The sequence below is a fragment of the Pseudoalteromonas sp. T1lg21 genome (assembly GCF_002964625.1).
Taxonomy (GTDB): domain Bacteria; phylum Pseudomonadota; class Gammaproteobacteria; order Enterobacterales; family Alteromonadaceae; genus Pseudoalteromonas; species Pseudoalteromonas gelatinilytica.
In genome coordinates this window covers 13,004-31,721 of sequence record NZ_PQBX01000002.1, presented here as the reverse complement: position 1 = coordinate 31,721, position 18,718 = coordinate 13,004, and the positions used below count along the sequence as shown (strand labels likewise).

The window sequence follows — 18,718 nt, the reverse complement described above, 5'->3', positions numbered from 1 at the left end:
TTAAATTCTTTAATGCCAGAATGGCACCAATAAAGTTTAAGGAACTGCTATGGATACCACCAGCCGTTTATTAATGTTGCTTGAAGTGATTGAACGAGGCTCATTTGCTAAAGCTGCAGAGTCTAGAAATATAGACCGTTCTGTCATTTCAAAACAAATTAGCCGTCTTGAAGATGAATTAGGGGTGCGTTTACTCAATCGTACCACGCGTTCTTTTTCGTTGACTGCCGCTGGCGCTGAAATGGTAAAAAAGGCAGCCGAACTTAGAGATTTGTTATCTGATACCGTAAGACTGGCAGAGAATTACCACCAAGAACCCCGTGGTACGTTAAAAATTACCTCATCAAGTATTATCGGTAAGCGTTATATCCAACCGGTCATTAACGACTTTCAAAAACGTTTCCCGCAAGTTGAAGTAGAGCTTCGCTTAGACGACAGACTGATTGATTTAGTATCAGAAGGCTATGATTTAGCGTTTCGCGTTGGCGAACCGAAAGACTCATCATTTATTGCCCGTAAAATTGCCCGCAACCGTATGTTATTGCTGGCCTCACCGGAGTTTATTGAAACTTACGGTATGCCAAAACAGGTTGAGGATTTAAAAGAGCTACCTGCTGCGAGCTATTCAAGCCCAAGTAAACGCATTAGCGGTATTCGTTATCGTAATGCCGATGGCGATATTATTGAACAAAATATCAAAAGTGTGTTTCGTGCGAACGATGCCGAAGTACTGTTAATGAAGGCTATCTCAGGCAATGCATATGTTTTGGCACCGGCGTTTATTCTTGACGATGAAGTTAAACGTGGCGATCTAGTGCCTATTTTAACCGATATGGAATTACTCGATTATAGCGCGGTGTATGCGGTTTACCCACACAGAGACTTACCAGTCAGAACACGTTTATTCTTTGATGCTATGCGTGAATACATAGGCAAAGATATTCCTGTATGGGAAGCAAACATCCCTGACTTTGACACTATGTACAAAGGCTAACTTGAGAAGCTAACTCGCTTTATTTTGTTGGCTTAATTCATACGCCGTTACTACTCTATTTCGGCCTTGCTGTTTTGCTTGGTATAGCGCATCGTCAGCACGCTTAATAAAGTTTTTCAGGGTTTGATTTGGCATGTAGCAAGCAACACCAATACTAATGGTCAAATTAATAGCTTGCTCATCAATGTTGTGGATGGTTGTTGCTAAGTGGTCGCGCAGCATATCTGCAAATTCATAGGCACTTTGCGGGTCGCTCTCAGGTAAGAAGATAGCAAACTCCTCACCGCCGATACGAAATACGTAGCCTTTACTAATGCGTTGCCTAAAGAAACTGGTGACTTCAATGAGAATACGGTCGCCCACATCGTGGCCATACTGATCATTAATATTCTTAAAGTAATCAAGGTCGAGCATTAAAATAAACAAGCCGTTTTTGTTTTTTAGTTCAACTTCAAAATAATGGGTCATCGCCAAGCGGTTACCTGCCCCGGTTAAAGGATCAAGTAATGCTAAGTTTTCGAGCCGCTTACCATATTCTGCCCGACTATTCTCAAAAGTATGCGATACCGCCCAGATACTGATGTAGGTAAACGAAAAATTAAGTAAAAAATTAATACTATTAAGAGGCTCAAGACTTGATTTGGCTAATAGGATCCCGCCTTGCAGCAGAGCAACGACCAAAGACAAGACTTTGCCGTATTGTTTACCTAATAATAAATAAAATAAAACCGGTAATGAGCAAGTCCAAATAAACAGCAAGCTTTTAATATTACTGAGATACGTGCCCAATGTGATTAGTAGCGTTAAAAACACACATAAGGTAAGCGACTGCCAAAGATGGCCATTGCGTTTTTGGGTATAAAAAAAGATATAAAAACAAAACGATGCAAAAACAACTTCTAATGCCCCAAGGACAAAAAAGTCATTAATAAAAAGATTAAAACCGGCGAATATTCCAGCCAATACACCCAAACAAAAGCCCATCCATTTAAGAACGTTATTTCGTAAAGCTTGAGTGCCTCTTAGCGCCCCAATATCCATCCAGTTTCTCGTTATTGTTGTCGTTGCTTAATTTTAACGCGAAATAATAAATTTAGGAACAAGTTATTAAGTAAACTCGTATAAAAATGCAATCGTTTACATAAACGCCAGAAAAACTAATACTTTTTAACTTTTATTTTCAAATAATAAAATGTGTTGCGAGGTACAAGATGCTAAGAAGCAGCGGTTTTAAAGCGCTTCCAAACACAGCGAGCACCTAGCAGCTAATCATTAATTAAGTCACTGACCTCTTCAATTAACTCATCAAACTCATCGCGTACGTTACGACGCTGTTTATCGGTTAATGTAGGTTTTAGCTCCAATAGTAGGTTAACGTAGTTATCGAGATTTTTATCATCGGCGGCAACTAACTCATCGCTCATAAATGCAAAACGGTCATTAATGATAACAGCGAGTTGACTATCAAAATCTGCTGGTTTTTGCTTTTGCATAAATAGCGCTTTTAATGCATCTAAACGCTTTTGCTTGTACTGCATCCACAGTAAGAATGTACTGACTCGCGTATTTGATGAGTTCTCTATCAGTGTTTTTTGCTGTGAAGAAAGCTTAGTACCGAACCACTCTTTGTAGTTTTCAAGGTTTTCTTCTAAACGTTCTTTTCTATGTTGCTCTGGCGTTTTCTCTTCGTGCTCTTGGTATTCATCGTTAATGTTTTCTTGCAGTGCTGCAACAAACTCAACTCGCTGTTCATAAGAAAGAGCGTTTGCTAAATCGATAAGTTCAGGCTCGATTTTATCAACCAGCGTTTGCCAATGCTGCTTTGCTTGTACAAAGTGTGCTTTAAGTTCGTTATGGTCAACTTGCTTATCTAACATAGTCTTTAAGCTTTCAAGATCACGTTTGTATAAAGGAAGTTGTGTTTCTCGATGCCAATCGCGGCTGCTTTTAACAATATGCTCAAATTTGTCAGCTTGGTCACTGTTGAGATCGACATAATCATCAATCCAAAATCCTGATAACCAACCTAAATTATTGTAAGTAAAGCTAGGAGAACACCCCGCTACTGTAAACAATAAACTAAATACGATTAGATACTTTGATAGCTTTTTCATTGTAGTTTTTTAAAATCCTGTTTCAAAACAAAGTAAACTTACCACTAAGAACAAAAATTCAGCAACTGCAATTAAATGAAATTAATTATCATTTAGGTGTTGACGAACGATTAAACCTAAGTAATAATCGTTATCAACAACTTGGTTCGCTAAACTATTCTCACAGCAACATCATACTGTTAAAGGCTTTGATGCTGTTTTGCCAAGTTAGTTCAAGACGTAACTCTTGATTGTCGTCTGTTTCCTCGACCCAAACATAGACATAAAACGTTACACTTTACTTGCTACATTGCTCATATCGGTGACGGTAGATATGACACGAAAAAGCCCGCTACGGGCTTTTTTTATTTCTTTAATTTTTCTGTAAAATCTGTATCTTAAGCCTACTTGTTAATTGCAAAGCTTGCCGCTGTCTATAAATTGGGCATTTGCAGCTGTTGGGTCTAAACTAAAAGTGATGTTTTGCTCAGTGGCTGTTTGGCAATGCATTTTATCAATAGCTCAATGCTTTGTTATTGATACCTAACACACATTTGGAGGCAGACTATGCTCAAGCCTAATTTTAAATCACTATTGCTCGCTAGCACGTTAATCTTGTCACCTTTAGCAAATGCCAGTCTTGAAGATGCCCAATTAGCGGCAAATGAAGGTCGTTTTGAAGAAGCGCTTCATGAATTTAATTACCTTGCAGACAAAGGTTATGCCCCTGCAATGTATGAGCTTGCTAAAATGTACGAAGGTGGCTTTGGTGTGCAACGCGACTACCGTAAAGCAGCAGAGTTGTACGAAAAGGCAGTAAAAAAAGTACATGCTGATTCAATGTTTGCATTAGGTGTACTTTATCAAGAAGGTAAAGGTGTCAAACTTGATAAAGAAAAAGCCATTTCATTATATGAAATGGCATCACAAAAAAATCACCCAGCAGCTCAGTTTAATTTAGGGGTTATGTACGCCAATGGCGAAGGGGTAATTCAAGATTACCGCACAGCACTCAGCTGGTACCAAAAGGCGGCAGCAAATAACTTTACTCTTGCTCAGTTCAATATGGCATTGATGTATTACGAAGGTTTAGGAGTTCCTAAGAACCTCGAGAAATCATACATTTGGAATACCATTGCGGAATACAACGGCAACATGGATGCAAGCCATAGTCGTAAGCTTGATGAGCGCAATATGATGCCAGCAGAAATTGAAGCTGCGAAAGAAAAAGCAGACGCAATTTATGCAAAAATACAGGCTGGTTTATACGCACCTGACGGGCGTTTATAAGTAGGCATAGTACTTGCGCTTAACGGCGCAAGTACATCCATTTTAATAGTTTTATCAGCAACTTATTTTGCTTTAACAATAAGCTGGTACGTGGATTAAACTTACCTGATACTAGGGTATTTCGTGCATGGCTAAATGTTTTAAAGCCTTCAATGCCATGATAGTGCCCCATCCCTGACTCACCAATACCGCCAAATGGTAACTGGTCTGCTGTTACCTGCATCAATACATCGTTAATTGCCAATGTACCACTTCTGATTGCTGAACTTAACTTGCTGATTTTGTCTTTATCATGGCCGAAAAGATACAAGGCAAGCGGTGATGAGTCGGCATTAATTGTGTCAATCACTTGCTGCAGAGATTCATAACTCACAATTGGCAGTAAAGGACCAAAGATCTCATCTTGCATGACCCGCATATCATCATTAACTTGCGTTAAAATATGTAACCCCATGCGATGTTTGAGTTCATCAACTTGATGCCCTTCTATTGGCTCGAATACTTGAGCCCCTTTGTCTTTTGCATCCTGCAAGGTTACAATTAAACGCTGATATTGCCTATCAGAGACAATCGAGGTGAGGTTCTTACCTTCAACACCTTGTTTGAAATGCTTTTTATATAGCTCACTGAGTTGTAGTACTAACTGATGCTCAAGCTTTTTGGGCACAAACACATAATCAGGCGCAACACATATTTGCCCTGCGTTGTTTAACTTGCCAAATAACAGAGTTTTTGCAGCCTCTTTGATATTCACATCATCAAGAATTACCACCGGTGATTTACCGCCTAACTCAAGGGTAACTGGGGTGAGGTTCTTACTGGCCGCTTGCATCACTTTACGCCCTACTGATGTAGATCCCGTAAACAGTAAATGAGCAAAAGGTAAATCGCAAAACGCCGCCGCGGTGTCGGCTTCGCCTTCAACAATAATACAGTGCTCAGCAAGTGCATCTTCCATTATCTGCTTAATAACAGCATTGGTATGTGGGGTGAATTCGCTCAGTTTTAACATCACGCGATTACCCGCGGCTAATGCGCTAATAGCCGGTACTAATGCTAATTGAATGGGGTAATTCCACGGCGCAATAACACCCACGACTCCTTTAGGCTGGTAATGAATATGTGCCGATGAAGGCCATAAACTAATACCTACACTGCGCGATTCGTTTCGTGACCATTTAGGTAAGCGCTTGATGATGTCAGTTAATGATTTTACCGTTGGCAGTAAATCACCGAGTACCGTATCGAATTCAGTACGGTAACCAAAGTCTTTGCTTGTTGCTGCAACTAGAGCTTGCTCATTGTCTATAAGGCGGGATTTTATCGTTTTTAACAGCTTAATACGCTTATCAATCGCTAAATAAGGGTCTGCCAAAAAGGCGTTATTGAGTTTTATAAATTCGCTCTGTAATTGTGCGTGTATATCAGTCAAAACATCATCTCTTGATAAACGATTTTAGCCACTATAACGAGCTAAATTTATCTGAGCAACTTTATAAATGTAAAAACAGCGCTCAAAGTGAGCGCTGTTATTGGTTGGAATAGGTTGAAAACTTAAAGGCTTAACTAAAAGCCAAAGACCACTGCCGCAATAGTCATGGTCACTAATGTGATCATCGCAATAGCAATAATGTTCAGTGCAAAACCAGAGCGGATCATATCGCGCATTTGTATTTGCCCAGAGCCAAACACTATCGCATTCGGCGGCGTCGCAACTGGCATCATAAACGCACAGCTACATGCAATAGCCGCTGGAATAACCCATACAAGCGGTGTACCAAATACTGACTCAGCAACTGGGCCTAATAGTGGTAAGAAACCTGCCGCTGTGGCTGTGTTACTGGTGATCTCAGTTAAGAAAGTAATAAGGGTTGCCACTGCAAGTACACTTAATACCAATGGAATTGCACTCGCCCCTTCAATCATGTGAGCAATGTATTCAGCAAGACCTGAAGATTTAATTTGCGCAGCCAGTGTTAAACCACCACCGAATAATAGCAACACGCCCCAAGGTACTTTAGCGGCACTTTCCCAATCAAGAATACGCTCACCATCACCTTTGTTTGCTGGTAACACGAACAGCAATAATGCTGCCGCTATAGCAATCCCGGTATCAAAGATTTTCAAGCCTGAAAAATCAGCCAGTAGAGGCCTGAAGATCCAGCATACTGCCGCTAAAACAAACACGGCTGCTACGCCTTTTTCAGCGCGTTGCATTGCACCAAGCTCTTGTAACTGCGATAAGAATAACGATTTAGTATCTTTACTCGCTGCTTTTGCACATTGTGTATCTACTTTGTAGGCAAATTTAGTTAGCCACACCCAGCATAAAATAAGCATCACGGACGCAAGTGGTACACCGACTTTCATCCACTCAGCAAAGCCAATATCAATCTTGTAGCTGTCTGATAAATACGCAGCCATTAATGCATTGGGTGGTGTACCAATTAAAGTAGCAATACCACCGATACTTGCACCGTAAGCAATTGATAATAATAATGCTTTACCAAATTGGTCATTATCAGGGTTAGACTGTTTAACCAACATAGTAATCGACATAGCAATCGGTAACATCATCACAGCGGTCGCTGTATTTGACATCCACATTGATAAAAATGCCGTTACTAACATCATGGCTAAAATTTGTAGGCTTGGCTTAGTACCAGCACGAAGCATAGTATTAAGTGCAATGCGCTTATGTAAACCCCAACGCTCCATCGCGATTGAGATCAAAAAGCCGCCTAAGAATAAAAAGATCAAAGGGTGTGCATAAGGTGACGCGACCCCTTTGATTGCTGCAATATCAGCAAGAGGTGATATAACCAGTGGCAATAATGAAGTAGCAGGAATTGGCACAACTTCGCTTACCCACCAAGAAGCCATCCAAAATGCAAGGCCTGCGGTACGTAGTGCTGGTACGCTCATACCCGCTGGTGGATCAATTAAGCAAGTTAATAACATCACTAATGGGCCTAGCAGTAACATTACTGTGCTCATTAATGGGCGTGGCTGTGAGCCATCTTTTGTTTGATTTACTAATGACATACCGACTCCTTAGAACTTGTATTTAAGGCCAAGTGCAACGCTGTTGTCTGATTCAAGTTCTAAATCTAAATCAGTATAGAATAAGTATGCTGTAGTTTGTTTATCGAAGTTATAGTCAACACCTGCTGTCCATTGTTTACCTTCTTCAGCATGGCGGATCTTTGAGTCGTCTTTAACGTATTGCAGTTTCGGTACCCATTTATCGATTGCGTAGCTTGCACTAATTGCATAACCATTGCCTTCTTTCGTACCGTCGGTAGATTCACTGCGTTGGAATAAACCTGCTAACTGTAGGTTTTCATGTTTCCATGCGGCAACCACACGGCTTGCTGTTAACTTATTTAGTGCATCAACATGGCTGATAGCGACATAGTAGTCTTTAGATTTTAATGCACGGTCACCATAAATAACCGTTGCAGCATAACCAGATTCATCATTGCTGCTATCATCTTTTGGTGCATAAGTTAGCGCAAGTGATGCGCCACCATACGTTTTTGAGCTGTAAGTAATGGTATCGCCGATACGGTCTTGACCAGGGATCAGCTGAGCGATATCAGCTTGGGTTTCGTTAAAGCCGTCAACTTTACCTTCAGAATATTTAAAACGGGTGTCGTTACGGCCTACAACGACTTCACCAAAATCGCCAGCAAGACCTAAGTAAGTATTACGAGCTGAAAATGGCTCATCAGTATCATCATGCTCAAAGCCTTTTACTTGTACTTCGTATTTGAATACTGCTTTAAGTGACTCAGTTAATTTGTGGCTACCTTTAATACCAATACGCGAGAAAGGGGCTTCGATTTGAGTGCCCTCTTCTGCATAACGCATAACGCCTGTATCTGTGTTTGCTATTTGAACTTCTGCTTTACCGTATACCGCGTAATCTGCTGCCATTGCTGAGCCTGCTGTGCTCGCTAACACTACTGCCGCTGCTACACGTGTTTTTGTATGAGTGAATATTGTTGTCATTATGCGCCCCTTATTAGGTTCAAATTGTTGTTCCTAACTAGTAAGGCAAGTTGGTTGCCAACTTAGATAATTTAATAAAAACCCTTAAATAACAGTAATTTAACTTTATTGACATTTTTTAGGCTGGCTTTTATGGGTGGATCTCCACACATTTTTAAACCTGTGCTGTCACCAGTTCCACCCATTGTGAAGCGTTTAATGTGAGAGATTTGTTTAATCTTTGAACATTTCGCGATTAATACCGTATTTGCTCATCTTGTCGTAGAGGGTTTTACGTGCAATTTGTAATGTGACCATGGTGTCTTTTATGCTGCCGTTGTTTCGCTCTAACGCTTCTTCGATGAGTGACTGCTCATAAAAGCTAATCTTCTCGGCAAGACTTAAATCCTGAGCAAGTTCGTTTTCATTGTTTGTATCACTATAAGAAGCAAAAGCCAAATCAGAACCTAGCAATACCGCACGTTCAGCCTGATTTCTAAGCTCTCGCACATTTCCCGGCCAATCATAAGCAAGGAGTCGCTGCTTTGCTTCACTACTTAGTGGTGCAGGTGGTTTATGAAAACGTGTCGCTGCTATCGAGCTAAAATGCTTAAACAGCAGTGGAATATCAGCTTTTCTATCACGTAATGCCGGGATGCTCACTTTTACTAAGTTTAAGCGGTAATATAAATCAGCTCTGAAATCCCCTGCTTCAACTAAGCTCATTAAATCAACTTTGGTGGCAGCAACAATACGCACGTCTAAATCAATAGCATGGTTATCACCTACAGGCGTTACTTTTCGCTCTTCAAGTACCCTTAATAACTTTACTTGTAAACTTGCGGGCGTTGACTCTATTTCATCTAAAAAGACAGTGCCGCCTTTGGCAAATTCAAACTTACCTTGGCGAGATTGTGTTGCCCCAGTGTATGCGCCACTAGCTGCACCAAAGAGTTCGCTTTCGATAAGTTGCTCAGGGATTGCACCGCAGTTTATGGCAACAAAATTAGCCGCAGATCTATTACTTTGATCGTGCAAGTAACGAGCGACTAACTCCTTACCCGTGCCTGTTTCACCTTCTATAAGCACATCGGCGGGGGTATCGATTACCGCATTGAGTAAATGCATCATTTGTTGCATTTGCTCGGTTTCACCTAAAATTCGCACACCAGGTGCAGAGGTTTTCTCTACGGCAATTTTTAAGGCTCGGTTTTCCATCACTAAAGCACGTTTTTCTGAAGCGCGCGCGATACAGTCTAACAATTGCTCTGTCAGTGGTTTTTCAAATAAATCATATGCGCCAAGTTGCATGGCTTTAACGGCCACAGACACATCAGCAAAGCCAGTCAGGAAAATAACCGGCAGTTCGCTATCAAAGGCTTTAACTTGTTCTAAAAATGCCAAACCGTCCATTTTGGGCATGTTTATATCGCTTAAAACAATCCCTTCAAAACGACGACTTAATTTTGAAAGTGCCGCCGTTGGCTCACTAAAACACTGAACTTGATAACCTTCAATCTCAAGGAGCTGCTTTAATGAATCGCGGATCACCGCTTCGTCATCAATAACGATTACCTGATTACAGGTCGCTGCAACTTCACTCATGAGGGTTCCTTATTTGTTTGTAAGGTTATTATAAATTGTGCGCCGCCTTCAGGGCGGTTGTGCGCAGATAATCGACCATTAAATGAGTCGATAATTTGCCGTGAAATAGATAAGCCCAAACCTAAACCATTGCTGGTTTTAGTACTGTAAAATGGCTCAAAGATGTTACCTAATGCGTGTTGATCGATACCCGGGCCCGTATCAAGAATAGAGAGTTTTACGCGGTCGTCGAATAGTTCGAGCTCGAAGCTCAATTCGCGCTTTTCAGATTCACTCATTGCTTGGCTGGCATTGGTGATCACGTTTACCAAGACTTGTTCAAACTTAACGCTGTCGACCCACACGGTGATGTTTGCGTCAATATCAGCGGCTTTTACCTCGATATCGTCTTGCTTAAGTTGAGCGCTGGCAATCATTAAAGCATTCTTTAACATGCTCGCTAAGCTTTGCTGCCTCAATTGAGTTTGCGCAGGTTTACTAAAATGCTTAAGCTGCGCGACAATCTTATGGACACGCTCTATGAGTGACTGAACCAGCACTAAATTTTCGCTGGCTTGCTCAATATTGCCTTTAATAAGTAACCGTTTTGCACTCACTAAATATGTATTCATGGCACTTAGTGGCTGATTGATTTCATGGTTAATGCCCGCACTTAATTGACCTATCGTTGCAAGTTTAGCTGTTTGGATCAGCGCTTTTTGGGCTTTTTCGAGCGCTTGAGTTCGCTCGATCACTTCTTGCTCAAGGCTGTGCCTTGAAAACAGAAGCTTTTTATAGCCCGCAAAACGCACCATAGCCATATGAATTAACACCACGGCAATGGCATAAAACACACTAAACCACAAAAGCCTTGGAATTTGTGCAAGTTCTACATTCGTTACATCCACCAGCACAGTGGCGTTAGCGTTAATAATCGCTATTTTTTCTGAAGCGCTGATAAAGCGCGCTTGTTTGCCATCAAGTTGTATATTTTGCTGAGCGGTCTGTTCACTTAATGGCTTATTAGTATAAGCCAGTAAACTCGGTTTATGAGACAAGTAGCGCCGCGACTTAATCAAAGCGGCCATTTGTTCATCATTAAGTGATGTAAGTGCTTTTAAGCGCCAATCCTCAACGTCTGACATCACAATAACACTGTCTTCTAATGCGATATAAAAATGAGTGCTGTCTGATGCATTAAGAAGCTGACGGTCTTGTTCAAACTTTTTCGCATTCACTTTTAAAGTGACAACGGCAATAACGTTACCTTCATCGATAACCGGCTCTGAAAAGTATATGCCTCGCTCACTTGATCGCATGCCCAAAGCAAAATAAGCAACTTTTTCACCTTGCTTGGCTAAATAAAAATAAGGCCTAAAAGCAAAGTTGCTGCCCAAAAAGGTGTAATCAACCTGCCAATTACTACTTGCCACAACTGAGCCTGTTAAATCCATCAAATAGACATCAGATGCACCACTGGCACGTTGAATATCTTCTAAATAATAATTAACGGCTTGCTCGCCAATCCCTTGCTTTACAACAAAAGATTTAACTAAATCATTGGCGCTCACTAGGGTAGGAATGGTTTTAAATCGGGCTAATTCACTTGAGAAATAATGACTTAACTGAGTCGCTTGTACGCGACTTTGTTGCTCTGCTTGTTGATAATCGTGAGCGCGTCCAACGTAAAAAACTAACACAAGCAACAACAAAAGCATTGCACCTGCAATAACTAACTTTTTACTTAATGACGACATTCAAACCTTTGCGAGCAGCGCAACTAGAAATTGAACTGGTAGTGTAACGATAAATCTTCGCTTGTACCAGCGACTGCGCCATTGTCCATTCGAGGATCAAACACGTTATATTTTTTGCCGAATATGTTTTCAGCTTTCAGCATAAGTTGGCTATTGGCGTTTAACTGCCATTTTACACTACCACCGACTAAGCTATAGGCCGACTGTTTGAAGTGAGCACCGGTAACTGAACTTACCTCAACTTTATCACGCCACAATAGGTTTAAACTCACTTGCCAACTGTCAGATAAGTTATAACTACTCACTAAGCTTGCAAAACGTTTAAAGCTCGCATTAATTGGATCTTCAAAGTATTGCGTATAAGTGCCCGTTACAGAGAACTCTTTACTTGATTGCCAAGTGCCATCAAGCTCGATACCACTGTTTTGGGTATTAAATGAATTTGCAAATGTAAACAAAGCGTCCGTAGATTGTGTTGGCTCAATGTTAATAAAATCATTGAGTTCATTATAAAAAAGCACAGCATTAGCTTGTAACTCTGAGGTTTGATAATGCCAAACAAGCTCAGTCGTTTTTACCGACTCAGAGCGAAGTGATGGGTTGCCTACGGTGACATCATCATTTGAAAAAAGCTCATTAGTAACCGGAGTTCTGAACGATTCGCCATATTGCACTTTCACAGTATGCTCTGGGTTTATTACATAAACAGCGGCAAGACGAGGCGAGAATTTACTGTCGATGTCTTTCACATCGTCATAGCGAGCCCCTACAAATAAAGTAAGTGCATCTGAATAAGGTATTTTTAACTGCCCGTAGGCGCTATATGTTTCGAAGGTATACTTAAGTGATGCAAATTCAGGAAAGTCCATCACAGTCACAATACCTTGCTGATAATAAGCGGGATCAATAATGACTAACATCGACTCATCATCATAGTAACTAGTACGCACCCCTGCTTCGACTTGTTTAGCCTCTGCGTATTCTATACCCGCAGCAAGCTGCCATTGATTTTCAAACTGATAACTCAGTTCAGTCTCAAATTTGCTATCGGTTGTTTGCCAAGCTGGGCCAAGTAAAAAGTCAGGTATATCGTCAAATGCAGCGATTAAACCAGCACTTGAGATATTATGTTTGGTGTACGAGTAACTAGAGTCTAGTTTTAACTTATCGTTATTAACCCAGTTATATTTAATGCCAACAAAGGTGTTATCACTGGTGTGTTGGTTTTGTGTTGAATAGCCAGCAAGGTTTAAAAACTCATCAAGAGAGGTTTCGTTGTAACGCGCGCGTAGTTTAAGCTTTTTGTAATCAACACCCGCTTCTAAATAAAGCGCCTCAAGAGGATCTTTTACCCCTTGCGGATAGCTTTCACCGTCTTTTTGATCATAAGAAATACTCGCAAAGAGTGATGTATCATCACTAAAGGAGGTATTAAACTGCCCTGTTGCCCCATAGCGACCATTGTTGCCAACCACAAGTTGCAGTGCGTTTCGTTCTTTAGAGGTAACAATATTCATCACCCCTAAAAACGCATTACTGCCATATAGCGCCGAGCCGGGGCCGCGAATAAACTCTATTTTTTCGATCACTTCAATAGGGATATAAGGCATGTAAACAGAGGCTTTACCAAATGATGATTCATTGACTCGCTCACCATTGATCATCACCAGTACATTACCGCTATCAAGATACACTCCCCGAGCATGATCTTTAGGCACGGCACCAACCCAATCACCACGGGTTGATTGCATACCTGGCACAAAATTCATTACTTCATAAGCGTTATCAACACCAAGTGCTTGAATTTGTTTACGGCTAAATACACTCATTGTCGAGGGAACAGAAGACAGGGTTTCGCTGGTTTTACTAGCAATATCGACTTGAACATCAAGCAAGTCTTCAAAACTTAAAGAGAATAAGTCTTGCTCGTCTGTTGCGTTTGCAACCAGTGGAATGGTTGAGGCAACTGCAATTGAAAAAAGTGCTGAACATCTTAAAAGCTTCACGCTGCGAGATACCTGTACTAAAAGCCCATGCTGCAAAAGCAACACCTTGTTTACACTATTAATACAAAAGATTGGCAAGCTTGCAATGTTTTTATAGTTTTAGTTGAAGAGTTCTCAGAAGTAGAGACAAAAAAACCCATTTTCAGCTGTAAATGGGTCTTTAAAAAGGTCTGGTTTAGTGAAATAGGCTTAATTAAGCTGTTTCAACATTTCCAGTACGCTTTGCCTTGATGTACTTATATAAACCAATAAGTGACGCCGCTATCCAGAAAATTTCGATAACAAAACTAGCAAGGTTAAAGTTATAACAAAGACTAATCAGTAACAGAATCGCACCTGTTAAGTTCATCATGTTATACACAAGACCGGTTGGCGATGCTTTATTCAGTTGTAATAAAAAGAAAGCACCAACCACTAAGAATGTGCCTGTCATGCCAATAATATCAAATAAAAGTGCTATCACGTGCGTGAATCCATTTTGTTCATGTGTTTATACCCATACAACTGGCCCAATCCATGGGGAGGGTTGTTTTCATTCATTGAAACAGCAAACCGGTCAATAGTATCAGAGCATGAGGGAGAAACGAGGATAAATGTCCGTATTTTAATTCTATTTATGGGTCACCTTACCACCGATGATTTTTAGAGCAGGTGCGCCGCGGATCATGGTTTCGCGGGCGAATTGACGTTGGCAGTCAGGGCATGTTCCGGTTTCATTGGTAAAGTCTTGGCTAATGCGTTCGACAAAACATTTAACCAACGCGCCCTTTCCACCTTTGCGGTATTTAAATAATTGGCTTTTACATTGAGAGCAAAAAATATCGACCGTTTTAGTCGGGCCTTTTTTGTTAGGTTTTGCCATGACAACTACATTGCTAAATTAAAACCTTACTTTACCATGTTAAGGCCAGAGCCCCAAAACTAAGCCAATTATAGAAAACTGTAATATTGAATAACTTGCATTAACTAAAAACAATTTTAATGGGCGTTGTTCAAAGATATAACCAATCCCTAAGGCACAGCTTACCCAACATAAGCCAATAATGAAGCCAGTGCCTACGGCCACTCCCACATTGACATTTGCACCAATAAATAACGATAAACTAAAGGCAATTAAACAACATAAAACAAAGCTGCCACCAAACACCATAACCGGGTTGATGCTTTGCAGGTCAAGCTCAGTTAAACCACAGCTTTCCATCCAAATACGTTTAAAAAGCCAAGGAGAATACCACACAGCGCCCAATAGGAAAGATGCAAGGGCAGCAAAAAAAATCGCGAAGAAATTAAGTTCAGAAAAATGCATACACCAGACTCATAAAACTAACAGGGTTAATTTGACTTTAGTTAAGTATCAGCGATGCGGCAAATCAAAAAGGCTGAGATTTGTACCCATTTACACTTAAACCATACTTTTGCATTAAACCCTGCTTTATTTCAGTTTAATAAATAATCAATTTAGTGTTGTACGGGTTTTTTCTGTAATTTACGTTGTAGGGTTCTTCTGTGCATATTAAGTTGGCGCGCAGTTTCAGAGATATTACCATTGTTGCTATGCAATACATGTTGAATATGCTCCCACTCAAGGCGCTCTGGCGACATTATTTGGCTTGGCTCTGTGCTTTCCAACGAAACGCCTGATTCAACATCACCCAAAATTGTTTTTAATAATGAATTAAAATCGACAGGCTTTGGTAAATAGTCATCTGCACCTAGCCGTATGGCTTCTACGGCGCTGGCAATACTGGCAAACCCCGTGAGTAATACGATACGCGCTGAAGGAAATTGTTCTCTTAAAGGTTTAATTAGCGCAAGGCCGTTATCATCCCCAAGTTTTAAATCCACTAGAAAGTGGCTCGCCTCAAAAGTGGTTATTTGTTGTAAAGCTTGCTCACTGTTATGAGCGAGCTCACATGTAAAGCCTTGTTTTGTGAAGCGCCTTGCCAGTGTGGTGGCAAGATTTTCATCGTCTTCAATAATTAAAAGTTTCATACAATTTTTAAACTAACCATCGCAATCGCGCCTTGCTGCGGGTGATTACTGAGTGTTAATGAGCCATTCAAACGCTCTAACGTGACATTCGAGAGCATCACAGCCATCCCCATTCCATCGCTACTTGGCATAAGCTGACCGCCTAATGATGCCATTTGTTGCTCGCTAAAGCCTTTACCGAAATCACGCAACGACAATGAAAGTTTTTGTTTATCGATTTGCCACTTAGCCTCAATGTTGTGTTGCTGATTGTGGTTGTTTGCCGCTACAGCGTTTTGCAGTAAGTTTAAAATAGCTGGCAACAGCATGGCATCACTTAAAATCGAGCATTCAGGGGCGTTATTTAGCCACACTAAGCTTTGCTCTGGAAAATGCAGTGTCATCGCATCTTGAATGGTGTTTTGTAGTGTTTTAGCGCTAATTTCCTGTTTCGTTTCACCGGTTCTTAACGCATTTGAAAGTGCTCTAAAGTGCTCAAGTTGCTCTTTACACTGGGCTAATGGTTTAGCCATTTCTTGCACAATGGGATCATTAGCTTGCTGCTCTTTAAGCTCTTCAAATAACAGCTGTAAGTTTGCTATTGGCGTTGCTAGCTGGTGCGTTACTTGTGCTGCTGCGCCATCAAGCGTTAATAACTGCTCATGCCTTAATTGTTGCTCGCGAGTGCGTGCAATGGTGGTTTCTCTCGCTCTTAATGTGCTATTTAATGTACCAATAACAAAAGCAATAACAATGGCGCTGATAACAAAGTTAATCCACATACCAATAAAATGATGAGTCATCTGCATTTGGTGCATGGTGTGTTCAGGCATTTTTATCAGTAAAAAACTATAAGCGGCGATTGCCAGCACTGCCGTGTAGGCAAGCCCTTTTGCATTAACAGACACCGCCGCTATCATTATTGGTAACAGCAATAAAGAAACAAACGCATTGGTTGCCCCGCCACTTAAGGAGAGCAAAATAGTTAAAAACAGTAAATCTGCTGTCAACTGCATTAACACAGCAGCAGGCTTGGCTTTCGTTACTTTTCTATATGCAAATATACTTAACAGCTGAAAGATTGCTTCAACACAAATAACAGCAAGTAAAGGCAGTAAAGGAATTTGGTATTCAAATAAAAAATACACCGCTATCACAGCAACAAACTGCACAGCGATTGCGGCGCTTCTTAAAATTAGCAGGCGACTTATCGCCGGATCGGTTTGCATAACGGACTCTTTAAAGCTTAATCATCGTCCATAGAAATAGTAAAAACAGCACAAGGCGTTCCTTGATGAAACACCATTTGCCATTGTTTACCATTAAAACGCCACAGTGACATACGCACTGAGTAGTTAAACTCTGAGCGAGCAGAACGTCTAAAGGCCGCTTGATAGCTTAGCTGTGCAACATCGTCACTGAGCATACGACCTTTAAAATGTTGATTATAAAACTGCGGTACCACCTCAGTTGGTAGGCGGGTTAAAACTTGGAACTTATTAAATGACGTGCCATCAGCGGCTATTTCAATAAAATCATCATCTAGTAATGCATCAAGCGCTTCAGCAGATTGCCGAACCTCTGGCTCAAGAAGCTGTCGTTCTGCATCAATTAAATGATTAAATAACGTCTCTTTAATTTTACCGCCCATAGTAACCCTTACTGTTTGAGCACTTTACCGCCCTTCATAACAAACTGAACCTGACTAAGTTCACTAATGTTATCAAGCACATTCATATTTACGCTGATAATATCTGCTTGTTTACCAACACTCAAGTCACCAAGGCTTTCACTTTGACCTAATAGTTTTGCAGCTTCAACGGTAGCTGATTTAATCGCTTGCTTTGGTGTCATGCCATATTTAACTAATAACTCAAACTCTTTGGCATTATCGCCATGCTTAGATACGCCTGAATCTGTACCAAAGGCTATTTTAACGTTATTTTTTAACGCTAATTTAAACGATGCTTCCATTTTTGGGGCGACTACTTCGACTTTATCAGCAATCGCTTTTGGCATATTTGGGTTATTTAGTACTTCTTCTTTTACTGTAGCGCCAGCGAGTAACGTTGGAACTAAATACGCGTTTTGCTTTTTGAAAAGCTTAACAGTGTCTTTATCTAAAAAAGAGCCATGTTCGATTGAATCAACCCCCGCTCTAAGCGCTGCTTTTATGCCTTCTGTGCCATGAGCATGAGCGGTGACTTTACGGCCTAAATGATGAGCCGTGTTAACAATGGCACTGAGCTCTTCATCTGTAAATTGCTGGTTCACACCCGCAGCGGTATTACTTAAAACACCACCTGTCGCGGTTATTTTAATCACATCGGCACCGCTTTTAATTACATCGCGCACTGCTCGAGTACAATCGGCTGCGCCATCACACACACCTAAGCCACCCCCTTCTGTCGCTTTGGTAATATCACGGCGATAGCCATGCATATCACCGTGACCACCGGTCGGTGTGATCATATCCCCTGCTGCAAAAATGCGCGGGCCAACAATGTCGCCACGTTCAACCGCTCGCTTTAATGGGAAGATAACTTGATAGCTGCTACCTAGGTCACGCACAGAGGTAAAACCTGCATCAACCGTACGTTGTAAGTACTTTAAAGAACGAAGTGCATAGTCAGCTTCGTATTCAGTTGTCCACTGATGTGGGTTACGTTTTGCATCACGCTCAAAAGTAACATGAACATGCATATCAATCAGACCCGGCAATACCATCTGATTTTTTAAATCAATAATATCTGCATCACTGAGGTTTAACTGCTGCTTTGTTAAATAGCCTGCTTTTATTGCAGCAATTTTACTATCTTCAATAACCAGTGTTTGTTGTTCTTTGACATCTTGTTCCGTGCCTACCAGCACCTTCCCAGCATATATAAGTGTAGTTTGTGCATTAACCGCAAACGCTGATAATAAAGACAGTACCGATAATGTGCTTATTTTTAGGTTTATTTTTTTCATAATCGCCTCTTTTTTATACTAGGTTTAACTTAAATACGCGGTAATTGCCATTATTTACGA

17 protein-coding genes are annotated in these 18,718 nt (G+C 40.9%); 2 read left to right on the top strand and 15 right to left on the bottom strand.

What is annotated here, in order from left to right; translation table 11 throughout:
- Positions 1-49 precede the first annotated feature (49 nt).
- A complete protein-coding gene (locus C2M25_RS01980; protein WP_105180261.1) occupies positions 50-994 on the top strand; it encodes a LysR family transcriptional regulator in 945 nt (314 codons plus the stop codon).
- Positions 995-1,003: 9 nt separating this feature from the next.
- Here C2M25_RS01980 and C2M25_RS01975 read toward each other — a convergent pair whose 3' ends face one another.
- Together C2M25_RS01975 and C2M25_RS01970 are read right to left on the bottom strand one after the other, a co-directional pair.
- Positions 1,004-2,035, bottom strand: coding sequence for a GGDEF domain-containing protein (locus C2M25_RS01975; protein ID WP_105180260.1), 1,032 nt, complete (start codon positions 2,033-2,035; stop codon positions 1,004-1,006).
- Between the two features lie 224 nt (positions 2,036-2,259).
- On the bottom strand, positions 2,260-3,108 hold the full coding sequence (locus tag C2M25_RS01970) for a DUF6279 family lipoprotein (RefSeq protein ID WP_105180259.1): 849 nt from the start codon (positions 3,106-3,108) through the stop codon (positions 2,260-2,262).
- A 546-nt stretch (positions 3,109-3,654) separates the two neighbouring features.
- On the opposite strand from C2M25_RS01970, the gene C2M25_RS01965 reads away from it, so the two are divergent.
- Entirely contained in the window at positions 3,655-4,377 is a 723-nt protein-coding gene (locus C2M25_RS01965) for a tetratricopeptide repeat protein (protein ID WP_105173412.1), read from the top strand.
- Between the two features lie 19 nt (positions 4,378-4,396).
- Here C2M25_RS01965 and C2M25_RS01960 read toward each other — a convergent pair whose 3' ends face one another.
- From C2M25_RS01960 to C2M25_RS01900, 13 genes are all read right to left on the bottom strand, one after another.
- A complete protein-coding gene (locus C2M25_RS01960; protein ID WP_105173413.1) occupies positions 4,397-5,809 on the bottom strand; it encodes a coniferyl aldehyde dehydrogenase in 1,413 nt (470 codons plus the stop codon).
- Between the two features lie 134 nt (positions 5,810-5,943).
- Complete coding sequence (locus C2M25_RS01955; protein WP_234003518.1) at positions 5,944-7,374, bottom strand: SLC13 family permease; 1,431 nt, start codon at positions 7,372-7,374, stop codon at positions 5,944-5,946.
- A 57-nt stretch (positions 7,375-7,431) separates the two neighbouring features.
- Entirely contained in the window at positions 7,432-8,391 is a 960-nt protein-coding gene (locus tag C2M25_RS01950; RefSeq protein ID WP_063703566.1) for a porin, read from the bottom strand.
- 213 nt (positions 8,392-8,604) lie between these two features.
- Complete coding sequence (locus C2M25_RS01945; protein WP_105180257.1) at positions 8,605-9,975, bottom strand: sigma-54-dependent transcriptional regulator; 1,371 nt, start codon at positions 9,973-9,975, stop codon at positions 8,605-8,607.
- Positions 9,972-11,711 carry a sensor histidine kinase gene (locus tag C2M25_RS01940; RefSeq protein ID WP_105180256.1) on the bottom strand — a complete coding sequence of 580 codons (1,740 nt, stop codon included), beginning with the start codon at positions 11,709-11,711 and terminating at the stop codon, positions 9,972-9,974. The genes C2M25_RS01945 and C2M25_RS01940 overlap by 4 nt, the downstream gene beginning before the upstream one ends.
- Before the next feature lie 23 nt (positions 11,712-11,734).
- A complete protein-coding gene (locus C2M25_RS01935; protein ID WP_234003515.1) occupies positions 11,735-13,717 on the bottom strand; it encodes a TonB-dependent receptor plug domain-containing protein in 1,983 nt (660 codons plus the stop codon).
- A gap of 193 nt (positions 13,718-13,910) precedes the next feature.
- Positions 13,911-14,180, bottom strand: a complete 270-nt coding sequence (locus C2M25_RS01930) for a CBU_0592 family membrane protein (protein WP_054552127.1) — start codon at positions 14,178-14,180, stop codon at positions 13,911-13,913.
- A 147-nt stretch (positions 14,181-14,327) separates the two neighbouring features.
- Positions 14,328-14,579 carry a hypothetical protein gene (locus C2M25_RS01925; RefSeq protein WP_105173418.1) on the bottom strand — a complete coding sequence of 84 codons (252 nt, stop codon included), beginning with the start codon at positions 14,577-14,579 and terminating at the stop codon, positions 14,328-14,330.
- A gap of 39 nt (positions 14,580-14,618) precedes the next feature.
- On the bottom strand, positions 14,619-15,023 hold the full coding sequence (locus C2M25_RS01920) for a DUF1761 domain-containing protein (RefSeq protein WP_063703553.1): 405 nt from the start codon (positions 15,021-15,023) through the stop codon (positions 14,619-14,621).
- A 152-nt stretch (positions 15,024-15,175) separates the two neighbouring features.
- On the bottom strand, positions 15,176-15,709 hold the full coding sequence (locus C2M25_RS01915; RefSeq protein ID WP_105180255.1) for a response regulator transcription factor: 534 nt from the start codon (positions 15,707-15,709) through the stop codon (positions 15,176-15,178).
- Positions 15,706-16,917 carry an ATP-binding protein gene (locus tag C2M25_RS01910; protein ID WP_105180254.1) on the bottom strand — a complete coding sequence of 404 codons (1,212 nt, stop codon included), beginning with the start codon at positions 16,915-16,917 and terminating at the stop codon, positions 15,706-15,708. The genes C2M25_RS01915 and C2M25_RS01910 overlap by 4 nt, the downstream gene beginning before the upstream one ends.
- 17 nt (positions 16,918-16,934) lie before the next feature.
- The gene (locus C2M25_RS01905; RefSeq protein WP_063703547.1) at positions 16,935-17,339 is read right to left on the bottom strand and encodes a nuclear transport factor 2 family protein; all 405 of its coding nucleotides are present in this window, start codon (positions 17,337-17,339) and stop codon (positions 16,935-16,937) included.
- Between the two features lie 8 nt (positions 17,340-17,347).
- Positions 17,348-18,658, bottom strand: coding sequence for a metal-dependent hydrolase family protein (locus C2M25_RS01900; protein ID WP_105180253.1), 1,311 nt, complete (start codon positions 18,656-18,658; stop codon positions 17,348-17,350).
- Positions 18,659-18,718: the final 60 nt, after the last annotated feature.

Coding starts and splice junctions, on each gene's coding strand:
- C2M25_RS01940 (WP_105180256.1), bottom strand. CDS start 11,711: ATGTCGTCATTAAGTAAAAAGTTAGTTATTGCAGGTGCAATGCTTTTG.
- C2M25_RS01905 (WP_063703547.1), bottom strand. CDS start 17,339: ATGGGCGGTAAAATTAAAGAGACGTTATTTAATCATTTAATTGATGCA.
- C2M25_RS01975 (WP_105180260.1), bottom strand. CDS start 2,035: ATGGATATTGGGGCGCTAAGAGGCACTCAAGCTTTACGAAATAACGTT.
- C2M25_RS01965 (WP_105173412.1), top strand. CDS start 3,655: ATGCTCAAGCCTAATTTTAAATCACTATTGCTCGCTAGCACGTTAATC.
- C2M25_RS01900 (WP_105180253.1), bottom strand. CDS start 18,658: ATGAAAAAAATAAACCTAAAAATAAGCACATTATCGGTACTGTCTTTA.
- C2M25_RS01920 (WP_063703553.1), bottom strand. CDS start 15,023: ATGCATTTTTCTGAACTTAATTTCTTCGCGATTTTTTTTGCTGCCCTT.
- C2M25_RS01945 (WP_105180257.1), bottom strand. CDS start 9,975: ATGAGTGAAGTTGCAGCGACCTGTAATCAGGTAATCGTTATTGATGAC.
- C2M25_RS01970 (WP_105180259.1), bottom strand. CDS start 3,108: ATGAAAAAGCTATCAAAGTATCTAATCGTATTTAGTTTATTGTTTACA.
- C2M25_RS01915 (WP_105180255.1), bottom strand. CDS start 15,709: ATGAAACTTTTAATTATTGAAGACGATGAAAATCTTGCCACCACACTG.
- C2M25_RS01955 (WP_234003518.1), bottom strand. CDS start 7,374: ATGAGCACAGTAATGTTACTGCTAGGCCCATTAGTGATGTTATTAACT.
- C2M25_RS01925 (WP_105173418.1), bottom strand. CDS start 14,579: ATGGCAAAACCTAACAAAAAAGGCCCGACTAAAACGGTCGATATTTTT.
- C2M25_RS01980 (WP_105180261.1), top strand. CDS start 50: ATGGATACCACCAGCCGTTTATTAATGTTGCTTGAAGTGATTGAACGA.
- C2M25_RS01910 (WP_105180254.1), bottom strand. CDS start 16,917: ATGCAAACCGATCCGGCGATAAGTCGCCTGCTAATTTTAAGAAGCGCC.
- C2M25_RS01950 (WP_063703566.1), bottom strand. CDS start 8,391: ATGACAACAATATTCACTCATACAAAAACACGTGTAGCAGCGGCAGTA.